Source organism: Altibacter sp. HG106, from assembly GCF_028561755.1.
GTDB lineage: Bacteria > Bacteroidota > Bacteroidia > Flavobacteriales > Flavobacteriaceae > DFVG01.
In genome coordinates, this window is record NZ_JAQQTD010000004.1 from 224,167 (window position 1) to 244,970 (window position 20,804).

At 44.4% G+C, this 20,804-nt stretch carries 18 protein-coding genes; 11 read left to right on the plus strand and 7 right to left on the minus strand.

What is annotated here, in order from left to right; translation table 11 throughout:
- The first annotated feature begins 13 nt into the window (after positions 1 to 13).
- Genes ileS through PO830_RS08325 form a run of 4 tightly spaced genes read left to right on the plus strand, consistent with a single transcriptional unit; the run spans position 14 to position 5,178 of the window.
- A complete protein-coding gene (gene ileS, locus PO830_RS08310) occupies positions 14 to 3,421 on the plus strand; it encodes an isoleucine--tRNA ligase (protein ID WP_272853078.1) in 3,408 nt (1,135 codons plus the stop codon).
- A 2-nt stretch (positions 3,422 to 3,423) separates the two neighbouring features.
- Positions 3,424 to 3,807, plus strand: coding sequence for a TraR/DksA family transcriptional regulator (locus PO830_RS08315; protein WP_272853079.1), 384 nt, complete (start codon positions 3,424 to 3,426; stop codon positions 3,805 to 3,807).
- A gap of 7 nt (positions 3,808 to 3,814) precedes the next feature.
- Positions 3,815 to 4,504: a hypothetical protein gene (locus tag PO830_RS08320; protein ID WP_272853080.1), complete on the plus strand. Its 690-nt coding sequence runs from the start codon at positions 3,815 to 3,817 to the stop codon at positions 4,502 to 4,504.
- A 32-nt stretch (positions 4,505 to 4,536) separates the two neighbouring features.
- Positions 4,537 to 5,178 (plus strand): lipoprotein signal peptidase, encoded by a 642-nt coding sequence (locus tag PO830_RS08325; RefSeq protein ID WP_272853081.1) that lies wholly within the window; start codon positions 4,537 to 4,539, stop codon positions 5,176 to 5,178.
- A gap of 6 nt (positions 5,179 to 5,184) precedes the next feature.
- On the opposite strand, the gene PO830_RS08330 is transcribed toward PO830_RS08325, so the two are convergent.
- From PO830_RS08330 to PO830_RS08360, 7 genes are read right to left on the minus strand one after another with little or no spacing between them, the layout of a single operon-like run.
- A complete protein-coding gene (locus tag PO830_RS08330) occupies positions 5,185 to 5,610 on the minus strand; it encodes a DUF2752 domain-containing protein (protein WP_272853082.1) in 426 nt (141 codons plus the stop codon).
- Entirely contained in the window at positions 5,588 to 5,863 is a 276-nt protein-coding gene (locus PO830_RS08335; RefSeq protein ID WP_272853083.1) for a CD225/dispanin family protein, read from the minus strand. Before PO830_RS08335 ends, PO830_RS08330 begins: the two co-directional genes overlap by 23 nt.
- A 53-nt stretch (positions 5,864 to 5,916) precedes the next feature.
- Positions 5,917 to 6,477 (minus strand): 5-formyltetrahydrofolate cyclo-ligase, encoded by a 561-nt coding sequence (locus PO830_RS08340; protein ID WP_272853084.1) that lies wholly within the window; start codon positions 6,475 to 6,477, stop codon positions 5,917 to 5,919.
- The gene (locus PO830_RS08345; RefSeq protein ID WP_272853085.1) at positions 6,477 to 7,448 is read right to left on the minus strand and encodes a succinylglutamate desuccinylase/aspartoacylase family protein; all 972 of its coding nucleotides are present in this window, start codon (positions 7,446 to 7,448) and stop codon (positions 6,477 to 6,479) included. The genes PO830_RS08340 and PO830_RS08345 overlap by 1 nt, the downstream gene beginning before the upstream one ends.
- Entirely contained in the window at positions 7,445 to 8,320 is an 876-nt protein-coding gene (locus PO830_RS08350; RefSeq protein WP_272853086.1) for an ATP-grasp domain-containing protein, read from the minus strand. The genes PO830_RS08345 and PO830_RS08350 overlap by 4 nt, the downstream gene beginning before the upstream one ends.
- A 54-nt stretch (positions 8,321 to 8,374) precedes the next feature.
- Complete coding sequence (locus tag PO830_RS08355) at positions 8,375 to 10,597, minus strand: TonB-dependent receptor (RefSeq protein ID WP_272853087.1); 2,223 nt, start codon at positions 10,595 to 10,597, stop codon at positions 8,375 to 8,377.
- Positions 10,598 to 10,656: 59 nt separating this feature from the next.
- Complete coding sequence (locus tag PO830_RS08360) at positions 10,657 to 11,022, minus strand: hypothetical protein (protein WP_272853088.1); 366 nt, start codon at positions 11,020 to 11,022, stop codon at positions 10,657 to 10,659.
- 179 nt (positions 11,023 to 11,201) lie between these two features.
- On the opposite strand from PO830_RS08360, the gene uvrC reads away from it, so the two are divergent.
- From uvrC to PO830_RS08395, 7 genes are all read left to right on the plus strand, one after another.
- Complete coding sequence (uvrC, locus tag PO830_RS08365) at positions 11,202 to 12,989, plus strand: excinuclease ABC subunit UvrC (protein ID WP_272853089.1); 1,788 nt, start codon at positions 11,202 to 11,204, stop codon at positions 12,987 to 12,989.
- A 1-nt stretch (position 12,990) separates the two neighbouring features.
- Positions 12,991 to 15,234: a patatin-like phospholipase family protein gene (locus PO830_RS08370; RefSeq protein WP_272853090.1), complete on the plus strand. Its 2,244-nt coding sequence runs from the start codon at positions 12,991 to 12,993 to the stop codon at positions 15,232 to 15,234.
- Positions 15,235 to 15,294: 60 nt separating this feature from the next.
- Positions 15,295 to 16,461, plus strand: a complete 1,167-nt coding sequence (locus tag PO830_RS08375) for a homogentisate 1,2-dioxygenase (RefSeq protein WP_272853091.1) — start codon at positions 15,295 to 15,297, stop codon at positions 16,459 to 16,461.
- A gap of 32 nt (positions 16,462 to 16,493) precedes the next feature.
- Positions 16,494 to 17,633 (plus strand): 4-hydroxyphenylpyruvate dioxygenase, encoded by a 1,140-nt coding sequence (gene hppD / locus PO830_RS08380; RefSeq protein WP_272853092.1) that lies wholly within the window; start codon positions 16,494 to 16,496, stop codon positions 17,631 to 17,633.
- A 105-nt stretch (positions 17,634 to 17,738) separates the two neighbouring features.
- On the plus strand, positions 17,739 to 18,512 hold the full coding sequence (locus PO830_RS08385) for a DUF3108 domain-containing protein (RefSeq protein WP_272853093.1): 774 nt from the start codon (positions 17,739 to 17,741) through the stop codon (positions 18,510 to 18,512).
- 6 nt (positions 18,513 to 18,518) lie between these two features.
- Positions 18,519 to 19,499, plus strand: coding sequence for a tryptophan 2,3-dioxygenase family protein (locus tag PO830_RS08390; protein ID WP_272853094.1), 981 nt, complete (start codon positions 18,519 to 18,521; stop codon positions 19,497 to 19,499).
- 1 nt (position 19,500) lies between these two features.
- Positions 19,501 to 20,763 (plus strand): M23 family metallopeptidase, encoded by a 1,263-nt coding sequence (locus PO830_RS08395; RefSeq protein WP_272853095.1) that lies wholly within the window; start codon positions 19,501 to 19,503, stop codon positions 20,761 to 20,763.
- Positions 20,764 to 20,804: the final 41 nt, after the last annotated feature.

Here is a 20,804-nt window from a genome sequence, read left to right on the forward strand (position 1 = left end):
AAGAGAATTATATATGAGCGCTAAATTCAAGGAATACAAAGGATTGGACCTTCCGCAACTGGCGAAGGAAATACTCAGTTTTTGGAATGAAGATAACACCTTTCAAAAGAGTATTTCGATTCGTGAGGATGCGACTCCTTTCGTGTTTTTTGAAGGTCCGCCTTCGGCCAATGGACTACCAGGGATTCATCACGTGATGGCCCGCGCTATTAAAGATATATTTTGTAGGTATAAAACGCAGAAAGGCTTTAAAGTAGATCGCAAAGCCGGATGGGACACCCACGGATTACCCATTGAACTGGGTGTTGAAAAAGAATTGGGCATCACCAAAGAAGACATCGGTAAAAAAATCTCGGTAGAAGCCTATAATGAAGCCTGTCGAAAAGCCGTGATGCGCTATACGGATGTTTGGAACAGAGTCACCGAAGAATACGGCTACTGGGTCGATATGAGCGATCCGTACGTGACGTATAAGTCAAAGTACATGGAGACGGTCTGGTGGTTGCTGAAGCAAATTTTTGAGAAAGACCTCTTGTACAAAGGATATACCATTCAGCCCTATTCCCCAAAAGCCGGAACGGGATTAAGCTCACATGAGCTGAACCAACCCGGTACCTATCAAGATGTGACCGATACTACGGTGGTGGCTCAATTTAAAGCGATACCCGATACGCTTCCGGAATTTCTTTCCGAAGAAAGCAACAATATTCACTTTTTAGCCTGGACGACCACGCCTTGGACCTTACCGAGCAACACGGCCTTAACGGTTGGACCTAACATCGAATACGTATTGGTAAAAACCTTTAATCAATACACTTTCGACCCCATTTATGTGGTGCTGGCAAAGAGTTTGATTTCGAAGCAGTTCAGCGGAAAATACGAAGAGAAGCCGAATGAAGAAGTGTTAGAAAGCTATAAGCAGGGCGACAAGACCATCCCTTATTTTATAGTGAAATCCTTCAAAGGAAGTGACCTTCTAGGAATTCGCTATCAGCAACTCATGGATTATGTGAAACCGTATCACCATCCAGAGCATGCCTTTAGAATTATTGCCGGAGATTTTGTGACTACGGAAGACGGTACCGGAATCGTACACACGGCGCCTACTTTTGGTGCCGATGATGCTAAGGTTGCCAAAGAAGCCAGCCCGCAAGTCCCGCCTTTATTGGTCATGGATGAAAACGATAACCTGGTTCCGCTGGTCGATCTACAGGGGAAGTTTAGACCTGAAATGCGTGAATTAGGCGGGAAGTACGTCAAGAATGAATATTACGATGAAGGGGATGCGCCCGAAAAGAGTGTGGATGTTGAGATCGCCATTCAGTTAAAGACCGATAACAAGGCCTTCAAGGTTGAAAAATACGTGCACAGCTACCCTAATTGCTGGCGAACCGATAAGCCTATTTTATATTATCCCTTAGATTCTTGGTTCATTCGTGTGACCGAATTTAAGGATCGCATGTTCGAATTGAACCAGCAGATCAATTGGAAACCGAAAGCGACCGGAGAAGGGCGTTTCGGAAATTGGTTGGCGAATGCGAACGATTGGAATTTGTCCCGTTCTCGCTATTGGGGGATTCCGTTGCCTATTTGGAGAACCGAAGACGGGAAGGAAGCAAAATGCATTGGAAGCGTTGCGGAATTGCAGGCCGAAATGCAAAAAGCCGTTTCCGCAGGCGTTTTAGAGGAAGCCATCTTCAACGATTTTGTTCCTGGCGATTTTTCCGAAGCCAATTACGAGAAAGTCGATTTGCATAAAAATATTGTGGATGCCATTGTATTGGTATCCGATTCCGGCCAGCCGATGAAGCGGGAAGCCGACCTGATCGATGTTTGGTTCGATAGCGGTAGCATGCCCTATGCGCAATGGCATTACCCTTTCGAGAATAAAGAAAAAGTGGAGGATACCTGGCGTAAAGCCGATTTCATCGCAGAAGGGGTCGATCAAACCCGGGGTTGGTTCTATACCTTACACGCCATTGCGACCATGATCTTTGATGACATTGCCTACAAAAATGTAGTGAGCAACGGATTAGTGCTGGATAAAAACGGCCAGAAAATGTCGAAGCGTTTGGGCAACGCGGTCGACCCTTTTGAAACGCTGGAAACCTATGGACCCGACGCTACGCGTTGGTATATGATCAGCAATGCGAATCCTTGGGATAATTTGAAGTTCGACAGTGATGGGATTGCTGAAATTCGGAACAAATTCTTCGGAACCCTTTACAATACCTATAGCTTCTTCAGTCTGTACGCGAACTTAGACAATTTCGATTATTCGGAAGCAGACATTCCTATGGAGGAACGCCCTGAAATTGATCGATGGATTCTTTCCGAATTGCATACATTGATTGAACAAGTGGATGAAGCCTACGCCGATTATGAACCTACCAAGGCAAGTCGGGCGATTTCTACCTTCGTACAGGAGAATTTAAGCAATTGGTTTGTACGTTTAAGCAGACGCCGATATTGGAAGGGAAGCTACGGGCCGGATAAAATTTCTGCCTATCAAACCTTATATACCTGTTTAGTGACCGTTGCCCAGTTAGGAGCTCCGGTAGCCCCTTTCTTTATGGACAGGCTTTATAAAGACCTAACGGCAGGCGTGGTTCAAGAGGCGCCAAATTCGGTTCACCTGAGCGACTTCCCGGTTTCTAATAAGAATTATATAGATACTGCCTTAGAGCGGAAAATGCAGCGCGCCCAGACAATAAGCTCACTGGTGCTTTCGTTACGTCAACGAGAGAAGATCAAGGTACGACAACCGCTACAAAAGATCATGATCCCAGTTCTCGACGAAACCACCCGACAAGAAATTGAAGCGGTCGCTCCGCTCATTCGTTCTGAAGTGAATGTGAAAGAAGTTGAACTGATTGATGAAGGATCTGGCATCCTAGTAAAACAAATTAAACCCGATTTTCAGAAATTAGGACCTCGCTTCGGAAAAGATATGAAGGTAGTGGCCGGACGCATAGGAAACATGGGACAGGAGGAAATCACCACCTTGGAAAATGAAGGGGAAATAAGCGTGCAGGTAAACGAAAAAAACTGTACATTGAGCAGAGATGAGGTGATCATAAGCTCACAGGATATTGAGGGGTGGTTGGTCGCCAATGCCGAAGGAATTACCGTTGCGCTGGATGTAACCATCACACCGCAATTGAAGAACGAAGGGATTGCGCGAGAATTGGTCAATCGTATTCAGAACCTCCGAAAGGAGTCCGGTTTTGAAGTTACTGATCGTATCGCCATTACGTTACAAGACAATGAACTATTAAAAGATGCGGTAACGCAGAATATAGCATACATAAAACAAGAAACCCTAACAGAAATACTTCAATTTAATGACGAAGTAACGCAAGGAACCGAAGTTGCCTTCGATGACATCGCGACAAAATTGAGCATTCAAAAACACGTTTAATTATGGCAGAAGAAGTTAAAAATAGATATAGTGACGCCGAACTAGCCGAATTTAAAGAACTAATCATTGGTAAGATAGATAAGGCGAAAGAACAGTTGGCACTTATTGAAAGCGCCTATAAGAACGATAGTAACAACGGAACCGATGACACCTCTCCTACCTTTAAAGCCTTCGACGAAGGAAGTGAGGTAATGAGCAAAGAAACCTCTTCTCAGTTGGCAATTCGTCAGGAAAAGTTTATCCGAGATTTGAAAAATGCGTTGATCCGGATTGAAAATAAGACCTACGGAGTCTGCCGAGTGACCGGTAAATTGATCAATCCCGAGCGATTGAAGCTAGTGCCTCATGCTACCTTGAGCATCGAAGCCAAAAACATGCAGAAGTAAGGTATTTTTGAAACCACAGAAAGGCATAACACCAACCCATCATTTCTTCGGAATTGAGGGTTTTTTAGTCAAACTACTTCTAAGTAGTATTATCCTGTTCTTTGGCACCACAATTTCTGGCTATGCTCAGAAAACTTCGGAAACGCGCTGGAACGCTCGACAGTTTACAAAAATCATTGTGGAAGGTGAGGTCGCTTCCACCATCTATCTCAAAAGTACCCAAACCGATAGCATTAAAGTATCCGTAGAAATCGCAGGCGAGACCTATGAAAACATGATGCCCGCGATGCAAGAGATCAACGGAGTGCTGCACCTTTCGTTGGATTATCGTCCCTTCTTTGAAAAAAAAGATGATAAGTTGGCGGCGCATAAAGTACTATCTGGCGAATGGTACCTTCTCGTACCCGAAACGTACGAAGTGGTGATACGGAGTACGCAAGCTTCTTTGCAATTTAAAGGCACCTACAAACGTTTAGAAGTTGCTTTGGAAAAAGGGTGGTGTCATGGCAAGCGATTTTCTGGGAATGCCATGATTCAGACAAAGGAAGGGAACGTTACCATCAGCGCGCTTCCCGGAGTCATGGCAGAAGCAACATCACAGCACGGAACAGTAACCAACGAACTTACTAGCGGGGGTGTCTTTAAAATGTTGGTAGAAAGCAAATATGGGAATATCGATCTTCAAAAAACCCAATAAATATTTCTATTTTTGCTCCTCAATAATTGGCTATGTCCCTTAAGAAAGCAACGCTCCTCATTCTACTGATTTTGATCATTGATCAGGTCTCTAAAATTTATATCAAAACCAACTTTATCTTAGGGGATGGTTTTGACGTCTTCAGTTGGTTTAAAATTCATTTCGTGGAGAATGAAGGCATGGCATGGGGCGCAAAGATTCCGGGCGAATACGGAAAGCTACTGCTAACCTTATTCCGATTGGTAGCCATTGTAGGTATTGGTTACTGGTTGTATACCTCTGTTAAGAATTTCGGCTCTAGATTGCTGATCGTTGCCATTTCTTTCATTTTCGCCGGAGCCATGGGAAATATCATCGATTCTGTTTTCTACGGAATTATCTTCAATGACAGTCATAGTCAGGTAGCCTCGCTATTTCCTCCGGAAGGTGGATACGGTACCTTATTTCACGGAAAAGTGGTAGACATGCTCTATTTCCCGTTATGGGAAGGGGTGTTGCCCGAGTGGGTTCCGTTTTGGGGTGGAACGTATTTTACCTTTTTCGATCCGGTCTTCAATATTGCCGACTCAGCTATAACCGTGGGTGTATGTTTGCTTATTTTCTTCAACAAGAGAGCGTTTCCAAAATCGCAGGAGGACGAATTGGATGGGAAGGCTTCTGAAACGACTGCGTAAGTAGTGTTAACTATGCGGAGCTAGATAGGTAAAAGGAGCATAGGGAATATTCCGAAGCACCCAATACAGCACGGCCAAGCCGAAATACCCATACACAAACCACTTTTGGTAAAAGAAATCCACGCGGTATTGTGTTCCGAAGAAGCTATTGTACATCTTCGTGCCCAGGCCATATCCAATAAGCGGCAACGAAAGTACCATCAGCGGATTCATGGCAAATGCCCCTGAAATATTTAAATGCGCCAATTGATGTAATGCACGTTGCGAACCACAACCCGGACAATGATACCCTGTAGCGAGTTTAAACGGACACGGAAGAAAGAAGGAATGCTGGGTAGGGTTGTAAAAGAAAAAGAGAAAAAAACCGCCCAATAGCAGCAATAGCCATAGGGCGGGGTATGTGTACTTTTTAGAATCCACCGGCTGCAACACCTACGGCTACGAGGATGAAATAGATCACGACGAAAATGAGGCCAATGGCCGCTCCCCAAATGGAGTATTTTTTCGCATCATCGGCTGCTTTCTGCGCAGCGGCATGATCTCCTTGTAACCACAATTCTTTAACTTTAGTCGATTTGATAATCGCTACAATCCCTAACGGAAGGCAGCACAACACGGTACATAAGATAGCCCACACCAGGTTGTTGTCTGGTGGTGCTCCCGCTGGAGTATTACTTGTTTCCATAATAATTTAATTAGTTAGTGTTACTTGATAAAGGCTTAAAGATAAGCGATTTTTTAAAAGCGATATATTTTTTTGGGTGTAACACAAAAATGAAGCGGTATATCCGTAGCCTCATGAGGAAGGGTCGCTTCCGCTTCAAAATACGATAGCCCCACCCGAAGGCAGTCGGTGCGACATTGCGCCAAAAACCGATCATAGAATCCTTTTCCGTAGCCCAGACGATGTCCAGACGCGTCAAATGCCAACAAGGGTACGAACACTACATCCAGTAGGTTAGGGGCTATAGTGATTCCATCCTGTGGTTCTGGAATTCCGAAGGAAGAAACCGTAATCTTGGTATGTTCTTGCAGTAGATAATGTTGCATTTCCAGATGAGTGAAATCACTTTTGGAAAGCACCACACTTTTGTCCTTGCCCTGCAAAATGTGCAGCAGGTATTCGGTATTCACTTCTTTCTGTGTGGGCATGCTCAAAAACAAATGAAAGTAGGTTTTTTCCCAAATAGGCAATTGAAGTGTCTTATTGGCTATCAAGAGACTTTGGTCCTCACAGCTGTCTTCGGAAAGTGCAGCGCGCCTTGCTTTATAGTGCTTTCGAATCTCAATTTTGTCCATTACTGAAGCGCTGTGGAAAGGTGAAATAAGGCATCGCCCTGATAGATGAGCGGAGCTTCATTGACGTTAAAAACATAGCCCTCATTTGAAGCACGAACTCGGTGGTTGATCTTACCATAGGGGTCTGTAATCTGCCCAATCACTTCGCCTTTATTGACAAAACTTCCCACTTTCACAAGTGAGCGAAACATGCCTGAGTATTGGGCGCGAACCCATTTGCTGCGGGTGATGAGTACCGATTCCTGGGAAGGAGTAGAAACCTTGAATTTCGCTTGCAGCATTCCTAAGTGATGCAGGACGCGTTTGGTTCCGTTGACCCCAGTGTTGCTTACCACGGGATCAATGCTATTGGATTTTCCACCCTCAAAGAGCAACATGGGAATGTTTCGTTTTCGACAAGCGTTTCGGAACGATTTCTTTAAATTCTTCGCGTAAAGGATAAACGGGGCATTAAAAACATCGGCCAGTTCTGTGAGTTCTTCGCTCCCTTTGGCAATGCGAATATGGGGCGCGTTAAAACGGCTGGAACCGCCGGTATGAAAGTCCAGACAATAGTCTACATGCGGAATGATGTCATTCATCAACTGATGGGCAACGCGACCGGCCAAAGAGCCACTGTTACTGCCGGGAAAGGACCGATTCAGGTCGCGTCCATCCGGAAACTCTCGTACCTTCTGTAGAAACCCGAAGATGTTTATAATGGGAATGCATATAATGGTTCCTATCTTTGGTCGATTTATTCCTTTGCTCACGAGTTGACGAACGATTTCGATACCATTGACTTCATCTCCGTGGATTCCTGCGGTGATCAATACCGTAGGCCCCTTATATTGAGAGCGCTCTATAATGATGGGTACATCTATTGGGGTATTGGTGTGGAGTTTCGCAAAGCTAAAGTTTAATTCTTGCGAAGTTCCGGGAGCAATGGTTTCTCCTAAAAGGGTAAGGGCTGTTGCTTTTTCTTTCTTCATCGGTGCGTTTGACGCTCTATATAGGTTATTATGCTTTCTGAAATGTTAACCCCTGTGGTTTTTTCGATGCCTTCGAGTCCCGGAGTGGAGTTCACCTCAAGGATTACCGGACCGTTATGAGTTTGCAGAATATCGACGCCACAAACCCCTAGTTGAAGTACCCGTGCCGCCTGAATCGCAATGTTTTTTTCCGCTTCAGAAAGACGGAGCGGAGTCGCTGTGCCACCCCGATGCAAATTCGATCGAAAATCACCCGACTTACTTTGTCGTTTCATTGCGGCGACTACCTTTCCACCCACCACTATGGCACGAAGATCGCACCCCTTCGATTCTGCAATGTATTCCTGAATCACAAAACGCACGCCGGACGCCTGTAAGGTTTCAATGGTAGAGAGGGCCGAAGCATAGGTCTCTGCCAGAATTACCCCTTGACCGTGCGTGCCTTGCAGCACCTTTAAGATAACAGGTTTCTTTTGAAAGGAGGTCAGGGCCTCTTCAATATCATACACATTTCCCAAAATGGTCTTAGGTACGGAAACCCCAGCCTTTGCTAACAATTGAAAGGAAGTCCACTTGTTTCGGGATTGTAAAATAGACTCGGCACGCACCACCGTAAACACCTTCATGGCTTCCAAATGGCGTACGAGCGAAGAACCAAAAAAGGTATTCGAGGCCCCAATTCTTGGGATCACAGCGTCTAGATCGTCTATTACCTCATTACAAAAATAAAGCACGGGTTTCCCCTGTTCTATGGTCAGGCTACATTTGGTTGGGTCCAATACCTCCATTACATGGTTGCGCACGGCCCCTGCTCGTAACAGACTTTGTGTTGAATACAAATATTCGCCACGAGAAAGAATCGCAATGTTCATGAGAGAAGGCGTTTTTTGCTGTTGAAAGATAACAAAAAACGCCTGTCCTTCCCACTAGAATTGATAGGTAACTTTTCCGCGAAGGAAAAACGGAGTCCCTGGTGTAAAATGAATTTCTTCTACCGGCGCTGGTTCGTTCGCTAACCGGCTTTCGGTTGCGAATTGCGTTTCATTCCATTCGGTATCAAAGAGATTTTCTACGATAATTCCAAAGCGCCACTGATTCCACGTATAATTGATATTGGCATCCGTTACAAAATAACCTTCTGCCACAATGCTATTATCTTCATTTGCAGGCCGATCTTTAATATAACGATATGAGAGGCCGCCAGAAAACTGATGAAGATCAGTCACTGCAATTCCCCCTACGCTCGTAAAGTCTGGTGCTAGGGGAATAAAATTGGCGCCTTCGGGGGCCTCGGTACTGCGGGCATAGGTGTAATTTGCGTTGGTATACACTTGTAACCAGGATACTGGCTCGTAGCGCAATCCGATATCGATTCCCATTCTTCTTGTTTTTCCGCTAGGCTCAACAATGCCTGCATCCCCCACATAGACAAACTCCTGTTCGAGAAACAGGACCCACAAAGCGGTATCAAAGATCAATTTGTCGGATAGTTTCCATACGCTTCCAAGATCGCTTCCGTAAGCTGCTGGCAGAATGTCTTCTCCATTGTTGGCCACGACCACACGCGCGTCGTTGGAGTGAAAACCGATTCCGTTTTTCAAAAAGAATTGGATTCGGTCTGTTGGGGCGAAGATTACATTTAATTTCGGACTCACAAAGGCTTTTCGCTCACTCTGATTGTCATAGGTTTCCGAAAGGAAGTTCTCGTAATCGAATTTAAAATAGTCGAGGCGAACCGCGGGGTTAAGTTTCCATTTTCCCCAGTCGAATTCGGTATTTAGAAAGGCAAAAGCGTTGATCTGATCTACGTTTCCAAAGGCACGGCGTTCTAAAATCTCATTCCGGTTTTTCGTATGGGAAAGTTCAATATCGTTAACATCATCATAGCGCACACCTAAGCCGGCTTCATAGCTGAAATCGGTAGCACCAAGGTCGCGTTCTTCCGATAACGCCGTTTGAAAGCCAAGAATATTACGATTTTCTCGTTGGGCAATCTGATCGCCATTTATAGGATCTTCCAAAAAGAAAGTGAAATTCGAGAACAACTCAAAGTCATAGTAAGTATAGTATGCCGAAGACGTCCATCGCTTGGTACCTTCCAGTTGTTTTTCATGGTTCATCAAAATGTTTGTGCGACGCGTATTTCCGCCTTCGGTATCATCAATAGCGCCAAATCTGCCAATGATTCCTGCATCTACTGCACGTTGCGGTATCTGACCCGAAGCATCCCATTTGCTCTGAAAGTGGGAAGCGGTGAGGGTTACCGATTGCTCTCTAGGAATGGAGAACCTATATTTGGCCATCGCATTAAACCGATTAAAATTCTGTGGACTCACAAACGGCCCATCAAAGGTGTTTAATGAAGCTGCTATGTAGGCGTCACTTCGTTCGGTTTCAAGAATGTTAAACATCCCCACGGTTCTAAAGGAGTCGAAATCGCCATACTCCACCGAAACGGCGCTTCGATCGATACGATCTTTGGTGGCAAATGACACGTATCCCGCCGTGGTAAAGTCGCCTCTATCGGCATAGTACGGGCCTTTTCCGAACTCAATATCTTCCAGTGTTTCAGGAATGATAAAATGTAAGTCACTGTAACCCTGGCCGTGGGCATGCGATACCATATTGATGGGCAATCCGTCCACCGATAAATTGATGTCGGTACCATGGTCAATATCAAATCCGCGGAGAAAAATTTGTTCGGCCTTTCCTCCGCCGGCATGCTGACCAATAAACAGCCCCGGAACTTGTCGCAAAATTTCTTGAGACGATTTTACGGGTTGTGTTTTTAAAGTGATGTCGGTAATTTGATGTAAGGTATTTATTTCTGGTGTGATAACAATTTGCGCTAGTGATACGCTTGAAGGCTGCAGCACCAGAGTGATATTTTCAAGTTCGGAAGCTTTGGCAATGGGAAGCTCTAAGGTTTCGTATCCGATGTGCGAAAAATAGATCACGTGTGAACTGGATACATCCTTAAGTTGAAAAAATCCTTGAGCATTGGTATGGGTGTGGGTTCCCGTATTCTTATTAAAGACGGCAACATATTCTATAGGTTGCGCATCTGGAGAGGTGATGGTTCCGCTTAGGGTTTGCCCCATAGTCAGGGAGGCCCATAGCGATACCATCCAAAATATATATGGTTTCATAGGTATAGTTTAGGTGATTGAAAGGCTTCAGTCTTGAAGCATGCTTTTTAAAAAGAATGTTAGGAAGCGAGTTGAGGAGGGGGAGAGGGCGTGGGAAGGTTTATGTGTTGGACTTTTTCTAGATATAAAAACCGATCGGTTTGGTACATCTTAAGAACCACATAGGCGATAAAAGGGTGTGGAAGATGTTTGTCCAGAAACGTAAGAGAAAACTTCTTCTCTTGCTCTTCATCTGGTTGCGGTTCAGAAACAAAGGATAAGAATTGAAGGACCTTGTGCTCATGATCCATAGCAAGTTCTGAAGCGTGGAGGGGGTGATGGTGGGTATGCGCAGATGGGTGGATCACCCAATGAGAAAGCTGGTGCATCCCTTCGAGAATCAACTGCTTCGAAGGCGCAAAGAGATACAGTATAATAATAAACAATAGCGAATATTGAACGACTATTGAGTGTCTGGGATGAGACGGCATCCTTGTTTCTTTATTCTATATACGCGATTGTTGAAACATCAGATTTCATACGGCTCCTATTTAACCGCGCGTTAACATTTTTTTTGGAACTTATTTTTTCCAAATAAACGTCTTACATCCTTTATCTTTGAGGTATGGCGGAAGCATCCCTAAAACTGCAGATTTCAACCCTCCCCAATGATCCCGGGGTCTATCAGTACTATGATAAGAACGAAAAATTGCTATATGTTGGAAAGGCGAAGAACCTGAGAAAACGCGTCGCTTCCTATTTTACAAAGAAACACGACAACGCCCGAACGCGACTGTTGGTTCGGAAGATCGAGAAGATCAAGCATATTGTAGTCGCTACCGAGACCGATGCCTTGTTGTTGGAAAACAACCTCATTAAGAAATACCAGCCTCGTTACAATGTGATGTTGAAGGACGATAAGAGCTATCCTTGGTTATGCATCAAGAACGAACGGTTTCCGAGGGTCTTCCCCACCCGTCGTGTGATTCGTGACGGCAGTGAGTATTATGGCCCGTATACCAGTATGAAGACCGTGCATACGTTGTTAGAGTTGATTCGTGGGCTTTATCCTTTACGCACCTGCAATTACGACCTGGCAGAGGAGAAGATTCGCAATGGGAAGTACAAAGTGTGCTTAGAATATCATTTGGGGAATTGTGCGGGGCCCTGTGAAGGAAAGCATTCGGAAGCAGACTATCTCGAGAATATTGATGCCATTCGAAACATTATCAAAGGTAACTTCAAGGATTCGTTGTCGCGCTTTAAACAACAAATGAAGCAGCATGCCGAAGCGCTTCGGTTTGAAGACGCACAACGCGTGAAGGACAAGATCGATGTGTTAGAGAATTATCAGGTAAAGTCGACGGTGGTCAATCCTAAGATCAACAATGTAGATGTTTTTACCGTTACAAGCGATGAGAGTTATGGGTATGTGAATTTTCTTCAGATCTCCTTCGGAAGTATTATAAGGTCACATACCTTAGAACTCAAAAAGAAGTTAGACGAGAGCGATCGAGAGCTACTCGAGCTCGCTGTAATCGAATTACGACAACGGTTCAACTCTCAGTCCAAAGAAATTTACGTGCCGTTCCGAATAAAAACAGAAGAAGGTATCAAAATACATATTCCGAAGGCGGGCGATAAAAAGAAGATCCTAGATCTTTCACTTCGCAACGCCAAATACTATCGGATGGAACGTTTTAAACAAGCGAAAATCGTGGATCCCGATCGACATGAGAACCGTATTATGGCGCAGATGAAAAAAGACCTTCGCCTATCGGAAGAACCGCGCCATATTGAATGCTTCGACAATAGTAACATTCAAGGAACAAATCCGGTGGCGGCCTGTGTTGTATTCAAAAATGGAAAACCGAGTAAGAAAGACTATCGTAAATTTAAGATAAAGACCGTAGAAGGCCCCGATGATTATGCCTCTATGGAAGAGGTAGTCTATAGACGATATAAAAGATTGTTGGAGGAAGAGCAACCCTTACCGCAACTTATCATCATAGATGGAGGTAAGGGGCAGTTAGGGTCTGCCTTAAAAAGTTTGGAGCGGTTGGAATTACGCGGAAAGATTGCCATTATTGGAATTGCGAAGCGGTTGGAAGAGTTATTCTATCCGGGAGATCCAATTCCGCTGTATTTAGATAAAAAATCGGAAACGCTAAAGATCATTCAGCAATTGCGAAACGAAGCGCACCGTTTTGGGATCACCTTCCATCGAGACAAGCGAAGCAAAGAGGCGCTGCAAACCAGTTTAGAGACCATTCCGGGGATTGGAGAAAAAACCGTGGTGCGTTTGCTTCAGCATTTTAAAAGTCTTAAACGTATACAAAAAGCCTCCTTCGATGAGGTAGAAACCGTCGTGGGAGCCAGTAAAGCAAAAAAAATAATTGCCCATTTGCAGTAGTATGAGAACTCTAATTACCGTTTTGCTTCTATGCAGCATGAGCGTTCTTACCGCTCAGGAGACTACTGTGGTGGACGACCCAAAAGTAGGGCTGGTGCTAAGCGGGGGTGGTGCCAAAGGGTTGGCTCATATAGGCGTGTTGAAAGAATTGGAGGCCGCTGGGGTACGAATCGATTACATTGGCGGGACTAGCATGGGCGCCATTGTAGGGTCTTTGTATGCTGCGGGCTATAACGCGCAACAGCTGGATTCGATCTTTACAAATCTCGATTTTGATACACTTATTCAAGACGATATTCCAAGAAGCGCTAAGACCTTTTATGAAAAGGACGATGCCGAAACCTATGCGGTAACATTGCCATTCGATAATTTTAAACTGGGATTTCCATCGGGGATTTCGAAGGGACAAAATGTCTATAATTTATTATCGCGTTTGCTGATACATGTGTATGATGTAGAAGACTTTACCAAGCTCCAGATTCCGTTCTTTTGTGTGGCCACCAATGTCGAAACCGGGCAAGAGGTGATTCTCGATCGTGGCTACTTACCTAGAGCTGTTACCGCCAGTGGTGCCTTGCCAACCTTGTTCAGTCCGGTGAAGATAAACGATACGATCTTCGTGGATGGGGGTGTGGTGAACAATTATCCCGTGGAAGAGGTTCGCGCACGGGGTGCCGATATTATTATTGGAGTAGATGTTCAGGATAGTTTGCGAGATCGGAAGTCGTTGCGGTCTGCTATCGATGTACTGGTTCAGATAAACAATTATCGCACTATCAACGACATGAAAGCTAAAAGAGAATTGACCGATGTCTACATCAATCCGAAAATTGATGACTTCACCGTGGTGTCATTCGATGAAGGCCGAAAGATCATCACTTCGGGAACACAAGCGGCTTTGCGAGAGAAGTCGGCGCTAGAAGCCATTGCGGCGCGACAACGCAACACCGAACGCAGCCCGGTAACCTTTAATACCAGCACCTCAATTTATATCACCGACGTAGGAATTGAAGGCAACGAAAGTTATACCCGTTCGTATGTCCTAGGAAAGTTGAAGTTACAAACCCCGGCTAATGTTTCCTATAAAAAATTCAATGAAGGGGTTAATAACCTCTCGGCGACGGGTAATTTTGACCAGATTAACTATCGCCTGGTTCCCGATCCCGAGCAACCCGAGCACTATTCCGTTCAATTTGATTTGGTAGAAAACGAATCGAAAACCCAATTGCGCCTGGGGTTGCACTATGATGACCTGTTCCGTTCGGCCGGCTTGGTGAACATCACCCGTAAGCGATTATTCACGAACAATGACGTAACCTCCTTAGACCTGATCATAGGAGATAATCTTCGGTATAATTTTGAATATTATATCGATAAAGGGTTTTATTGGAGCATCGGACTTACCTCGGCCTTTAATTCGTTTGAGAAAGAGGTGCGTAGTGAGTTTATCCTCAACCAGCCTTCATTAGATGAGCCGATTGAGGTGAATGAATTGAATCTTCGCTATGACGATTTTACCAACACGGTATTCGTGCAAACGCTTTTCCGAAGAAGCTTTTTATTATCCCTGGGGGCAGAACACAAATGGCTTCGTTTTTTGACCGAAACCATCGGTACAGATGAAGACGACCTTCCTCGAACCGTTTTTGAAAATACCAATTATGTGAGTGCCTTCGGAAAACTTACTTACGATACCTTTGATAACAAATTCTATCCGCGAAGCGGACTGTATTTTCACGGCGATTTTCACTGGTATCTCTGGGCCGATGGTACCAATACGGTATTTGAGCCATTTTCTATTGCCAAGGCGAAAGCAGCATGGGCGCAGCCCTTAACGTCGCGTATCGCCGTTGTGCTTTCCACAGAAGGAGGATTTAAATGGGGTGATCGCCGCACCAAATCGTTGGACTTTTTCGTAGGAGGTTACGGGTTCAAACCGTTGAACAATATTATTCCGTTTTCAGGATATGAAGCCCTTAGCTTGCGAGGTGACACTTATCTCCTGTCTCGATTAGTGGTGGACTATGAGGTTTTCCGGAAAAACCACCTGCTACTTTCAGGCAATATCGCAAACGTGGGAGACGCCTTATTTGAAAGAGGGCAGTGGATAGACCGAATCAATTACAGCGGGGTGGCTATTGGATATGCTCTAGAAACTTTTTTAGGGCCTATTGCCATTCAGTACGCTTATGTGCCCGAGGAGAATACAGATGAATTTTATGTTAATCTAGGCTTCCGTTTTTAAGGTTTTCTTAGTCCTATTACCCTTAAAAATTACGATATTTGTAAGGAAAACATTTGTTTTATGCCATTTTATCATCAATTAGGAAAAATTCCTCCTAAACGACATACACAATTCAGAAAAGCGGATGGTACCTTATATGCCGAACAGCTTTTTGGAACCATCGGTTTCGACGGAATGTACAGCAACCTGTATCACGAACAACGTCCTACCCAGGTAAAGGAAATAAAAGGTCAGCAAGACGTTAGACCGAAGGTAGCGAAAGACGTGAACATACAATCGTATCGTTTTCGCGGTTTTGAAGTACCTCCCACAGCCGATTATCTCGAGAGTAGGAAGACCCTACTTACCAATAAGGATTGTAGTATTATTCTGGCCGCGCCTCAGCAATCTCAGGAGTCGTATTTTTACAAGAACACCGATGCCGACGAATTGATCTTTATCCACAAAGGCAGCGGGACCCTGCGGACGCACATGGGGAATATCGATTTTAAGTACGGCGATTATTTGGTGATTCCCCGCGGAATGATCTATAAAATGCGTTTCGACGATGCCGAAAACAGATTGTTTATCGTAGAATCTAGAACCCCTATCTATACGCCGAAGCGCTACCGCAATTGGTTCGGACAATTGCTGGAGCATTCGCCCTTTTGCGAACGCGATATCCGAAAGCCCGATCAGCTGGAAACACATAATGAGAATGGATCGTTTTTGATGAAAGTCAAAAAGAAAGACGTGATATTCGATATGGTATATGCTTCACACCCCTTCGATGTGGTGGGCTATGACGGTTATAACTATCCATATGCCTTCTCGATCCACGACTTTGAACCCATAACAGGTCGCATTCATCAACCACCACCGGTACATCAAACCTTTGAAACCAGTGCGTTTGTGGTCTGTAGTTTTGTCCCTAGATTATACGATTATCATCCCGATAGCATCCCGGCACCCTACAATCATAGCAACATTGACAGTGATGAGGTGTTGTATTATGTAGATGGTGACTTTATGAGTCGAAACGATATTGCAGCGGGACACATTTCACTGCATCCGGCAGGAATACCCCACGGTCCGCATCCCGGTGCGACCGAGCGGAGTATCGGAAAAGTGAAAACCGATGAGTTGGCCGTGATGGTCGATACTTTTGCGCCGCTTCAGGTGACCGAAGAGGCCTTAAAAATCGCCGATGATACCTATTTCCAATCTTGGTTGGAAAAGAATGAATAACAAACACATTTTCAGAAAAAATATTGAATAGCATGACAACCGATACCACGTCTCAAAAACTAAAAAAAGTCGTTCCTCAGGCGGAAGATTTTCTTCCCTTATTAGGAACCGATTTCGTTGAACTCTACGTAGGCAACGCAAAACAAGCGGCTTACTATTATCAAACCGCTTGGGGTTTTCAGCCTATTGCCTATCGCGGACTCGAAACGGGAAGTAAAGACAGTGTTTCCTATGTACTGCAACAGGGAAAAATCAGATTGGTCCTTACTTCGGCCTTAAAACCCGAGGGTGAAATTAACCAGCACATCGAAGCACACGGCGACGGGGTGAAGGTAGTAGCACTTTGGGTAGATGATGCTACAAAAAGCTTTGAAGAAACCACCAAACGCGGGGCAAAACCGTATATGGAGCCGACGCAACGAAAAGACGATAACGGCACCGTAACCCTTTCTGGAATTCATACCTACGGAGAAACGGTACACGTATTTGTAGAGCGATCTAATTATGACGGGCCTTTTTTGCCTGGCTACAAGGCCATCGATAAATCGTACAAAACAGCTACAGTAGGGCTGAAATATATTGACCATATGGTCGGAAATGTAGGTTGGAATGAAATGAATAAATGGGTAGAGTTCTATGCCAAGGTAATGGGATTTGCACAGCTGGTCTCTTTTGATGATAAAGATATCTCTACAGAATATACAGCCTTGATGAGTAAGGTGATGAGCAATGGCAACGGACGAATTAAATTTCCCATCAACGAGCCGGCGGAAGGAAGAAAGAAGTCACAAATTGAAGAATACATCGAATTCTACAATGGTGCCGGCGTGCAACACATCGCAGTGGCAACCGACAACATTATTGAAACCGTCACGCAGCTTCGCGATCGCGGCGTCGAATTTTTGTATGTTCCAGACACGTATTATGATACCGTACTTGACCGTGTAGGCGAGATCGACGAGGATTTGGAGCCACTGAAAGAGTTGGGAGTACTTATCGATAGAGATGACGAAGGCTATTTGCTTCAAATATTCACCAAGCCCGTGCTCGACCGTCCTACCATGTTCTTTGAGATCATTCAACGAAAAGGAGCGCAATCTTTTGGCAAAGGAAACTTTAAAGCGCTGTTTGAAGCCATTGAAAGAGAACAGGAAGCACGCGGCACACTATAAACAAATTGTAACGAATAAGAAACTCCGCCGTCTATTTCGGTGGAGTTTCTTTATTTTTGGAACAGAACTTGCAAATGGATAGTTATAACGCTTAACAACGCCCAAATGAGAACCGCCTTTTGCCTACTTTTAGCATGCTTCACTTCTGTCGTTTTGATCGCTCAGGAGAAAGCCTACGGTGATGGAGAATGGTTCAAATTTCGTGTTCATTACGGATTTGTGACGGCGGGATACGCCACTCTGGAAGTCAATGAAACCACCCTACGCGGGAAGCCGGTCTTTCACATCAAGGGATTCGGGGAAACAGTAGGCGCATCCCGATGGTTCTTTAAGGTGGAAGACAATTATCAGTCGTATGTGGATGTTAAAAAGGATATTCCGTATCGTTTTATTCGGAAAATAGACGAAGGAGGACATACCAAAGACATTCAGATCGATTTTGATCAGGACAATCGAATCGCCGTAGTCCATAATAAAAAACACGAAACGGTAGATCGCGTCTCTTTTCCGAAGGATGCCCAAGATATGGTCTCTGCTTTTTACTATCTTCGCAACAATTTGGACGTCAGTTCGCTGAAGGAAGGGGATACCATGGACATGAATATGTTCTTCGACAAAGAGAACTTTGTCTTCCGCTTGAAATTCTTGGGTCGGGAAACCCTCCGTACGAAATTTGGGAAGGTACCCTGCTTAAAATTTCGACCGTATGTTCAGGCCGGACGGGTGTTCAAAGAGAAAGAAAGTTTGACCGTTTGGGTAACCGACGACGATAATAAGATGCCAATGTTGATCAAAGCTGAATTAGCGGTAGGGTCACTAAAAGCAAGCCTTTCCGAATTTAAAGGGCTTCGGCATTCTTTTCGTATCTTAGCCGACTAGCGACACATGGAGAAATCAGACCGCATCCCCGAGAAGATTCAACAGTTAGAAACGAAATTCAAAAATTCGGGTCAGGATCTGGGCTCCTATCTCGACGGCTTGCTGTACGACCGCTATCTTACCTATTGGGATTATATTCATTTGGATACCTTGCTCAGTCTTCAGATTCCAAGAACGCATTTTCCAGATGAAGAAATATTTATCGGCTACCACCAGATTACAGAGTTGTATTTTAAGTTGATCATTCATGAGATCAAACAGTTGTTGGATGACAAACTGCAACAGGCCGATTTTTTCCGAAAGAAGGCCGTACGTATCAACCGATACTTCAGAATTCTGATTGACTCCTTCGATGTTATGATTCTTGGGATGGACCGCGAACAATTTCTGAAGTTCCGAATGTCCCTATTACCCGCTAGCGGCTTTCAGTCGGCGCAATTCCGAATGATCGAATTCTACTGTACGCCCTTGTTGAACTTAGTTCACGAGTCGGTAAGGAAGGATTTTTCCGAAGCAGATTCTCTAGAAACCCTGTTTGAAAATGTCTACTGGAAACGAGGCGCGACCGATTCAGAAACCAAAGAGAAAACGCTTACGTTAAAACAATTTGAGTATCGATATACACCGCGTTTCATTCGCATTATCAAAGAAGTGGCTGGACACACCCTTCAGGATAAATACCTGCAGTTGCCTGAGAACGAACGAAACGATGAACGCCTAATACAAGAATTGCGAAAATTAGACGTTAGAGTTAATGTAGATTGGCCGTTGATGCATATGGGGGCGGCCTATCGTTATTTAAATACCGAAAGAGGCAAAGAAATTTCAGCAACCGGTGGTACCAATTGGAAAGATTTTTTACCACCAAGCTTTCAGAAGATCCATTTTTTTCCTACCCTTTGGTCTCAAAAAGAACGAGAGGAATGGGGCAAAGAATGGGTAACCCACACATTTAATTCAGATAACACCCAAAAAAAGAAAGAATAGATTGAAGCGAATTTTAGGATTTTTGATGGTACCGTTAGCCCTGCTAACTGCCTGTGATGCAGCAAAAGATGATATACTTGAAGAAGAGGTATACGAAGAAGTAACACCCGCCATCATTGAAGAGTACGGTTATGTATTAAACGATTTTGAGGTGATTCGCGACACCATCAGACCAGGGGATACTTTTGGTGGAATTTTAGATCAAAATGGAGTGTCTCAATTGAAGATCTTAGAAGCGGCAACCACTTTTAGAGATAGTTTCGATGTACGTCGCATGGTGGTTGGAAAGCCCTATGTGCTTCTTAATGCCAAAGATACTACCCAGCAAACACAAGTCTTTATTTACGAAAAAAACAAAGTAGATTATGCCGTGGTAGACCTTCGGGATACCGTCACGGTCTATAACGATGCCAAGCCGGTTTCGGTAGTAGAAAAAGTGGCTTCGGGGATTATTAGCAGTTCTCTTTCGGAAACCATGGCAGAAAATGATTTGAGCCCGTACATGACAGACCGGCTTGCAAATATTTACGCATGGACCGTTAACTTCTTTCACCTTCAGAAGGGCGATAATTTCAGAATTATCTATACTGAAAAATTTATCAACGATACCATTCCTGCGGGTTTACATGAAATTAAAGCGGCCTATTTTGAACATAGAGACCGTCCTATTTACGCCTTCAAATTTAAGCCTGAGAATGGCGACGATTCGATGGTGGCAGATTTTTTTGATTTGGATGCCAACAACCTGCGGCGCGCCTTCTTGAAGTCTCCTATTGAATTTAACTATAGAATTTCTTCACGTTACAACCTGAAAAGACGTATCAAATACTACGGGTACAAGATCAGACCGCATAAGGGCACCGACTTTGCCGCGGCTATTGGAACACCAATTCTTGCCACGGCAGATGGCGTCGTGACCAAAAGTGAGCGTCGGGGAGGAAACGGAAATTATGTGAAGATCAAACATAACGATACCTACGAAACCCAATACTTGCACATGCGCAAACGCAATGTGAGAAAAGGCGATTATGTGCGGCAAGGAGATGTAATCGGATGGGTAGGAATGACCGGAAATACCGGAGGCCCGCATGTGTGTTACCGCTTCTGGAAAAACGGAAAACAAGTAGATCCTTTCAAACAAGACCTGCCTGCTTCTGAGTCATTGGCACCTCAATTTCAAGAGGAGTACTATCAATTTATGGCGCCGTTAAAGGAGCGAATTGACTGCATCCCGTACAAGAATATCGAAGAGCCGGCTAGCTAGTAATCAGCTTGCAATCAAGGCATTATAATTTTACGTACTTA

What these genes read in the sequence shown, in the direction of transcription:
- ileS (WP_272853078.1), top strand. Translation starts at nt 14, where the DNA reads ATGAGCGCTAAATTCAAGGAATACAAAGGATTGGACCTTCCGCAACTG.
- PO830_RS08315 (WP_272853079.1), top strand. Translation starts at nt 3,424, where the DNA reads ATGGCAGAAGAAGTTAAAAATAGATATAGTGACGCCGAACTAGCCGAA.
- PO830_RS08325 (WP_272853081.1), top strand. Translation starts at nt 4,537, where the DNA reads ATGTCCCTTAAGAAAGCAACGCTCCTCATTCTACTGATTTTGATCATT.
- PO830_RS08335 (WP_272853083.1), bottom strand. Translation starts at nt 5,863, where the DNA reads ATGGAAACAAGTAATACTCCAGCGGGAGCACCACCAGACAACAACCTG.
- PO830_RS08340 (WP_272853084.1), bottom strand. Translation starts at nt 6,477, where the DNA reads ATGGACAAAATTGAGATTCGAAAGCACTATAAAGCAAGGCGCGCTGCA.
- PO830_RS08345 (WP_272853085.1), bottom strand. Translation starts at nt 7,448, where the DNA reads ATGAAGAAAGAAAAAGCAACAGCCCTTACCCTTTTAGGAGAAACCATT.
- PO830_RS08350 (WP_272853086.1), bottom strand. Translation starts at nt 8,320, where the DNA reads ATGAACATTGCGATTCTTTCTCGTGGCGAATATTTGTATTCAACACAA.
- PO830_RS08355 (WP_272853087.1), bottom strand. Translation starts at nt 10,597, where the DNA reads ATGAAACCATATATATTTTGGATGGTATCGCTATGGGCCTCCCTGACT.
- uvrC (WP_272853089.1), top strand. Translation starts at nt 11,202, where the DNA reads ATGGCGGAAGCATCCCTAAAACTGCAGATTTCAACCCTCCCCAATGAT.
- PO830_RS08370 (WP_272853090.1), top strand. Translation starts at nt 12,991, where the DNA reads ATGAGAACTCTAATTACCGTTTTGCTTCTATGCAGCATGAGCGTTCTT.
- PO830_RS08375 (WP_272853091.1), top strand. Translation starts at nt 15,295, where the DNA reads ATGCCATTTTATCATCAATTAGGAAAAATTCCTCCTAAACGACATACA.
- hppD (WP_272853092.1), top strand. Translation starts at nt 16,494, where the DNA reads ATGACAACCGATACCACGTCTCAAAAACTAAAAAAAGTCGTTCCTCAG.
- PO830_RS08385 (WP_272853093.1), top strand. Translation starts at nt 17,739, where the DNA reads ATGAGAACCGCCTTTTGCCTACTTTTAGCATGCTTCACTTCTGTCGTT.
- PO830_RS08390 (WP_272853094.1), top strand. Translation starts at nt 18,519, where the DNA reads ATGGAGAAATCAGACCGCATCCCCGAGAAGATTCAACAGTTAGAAACG.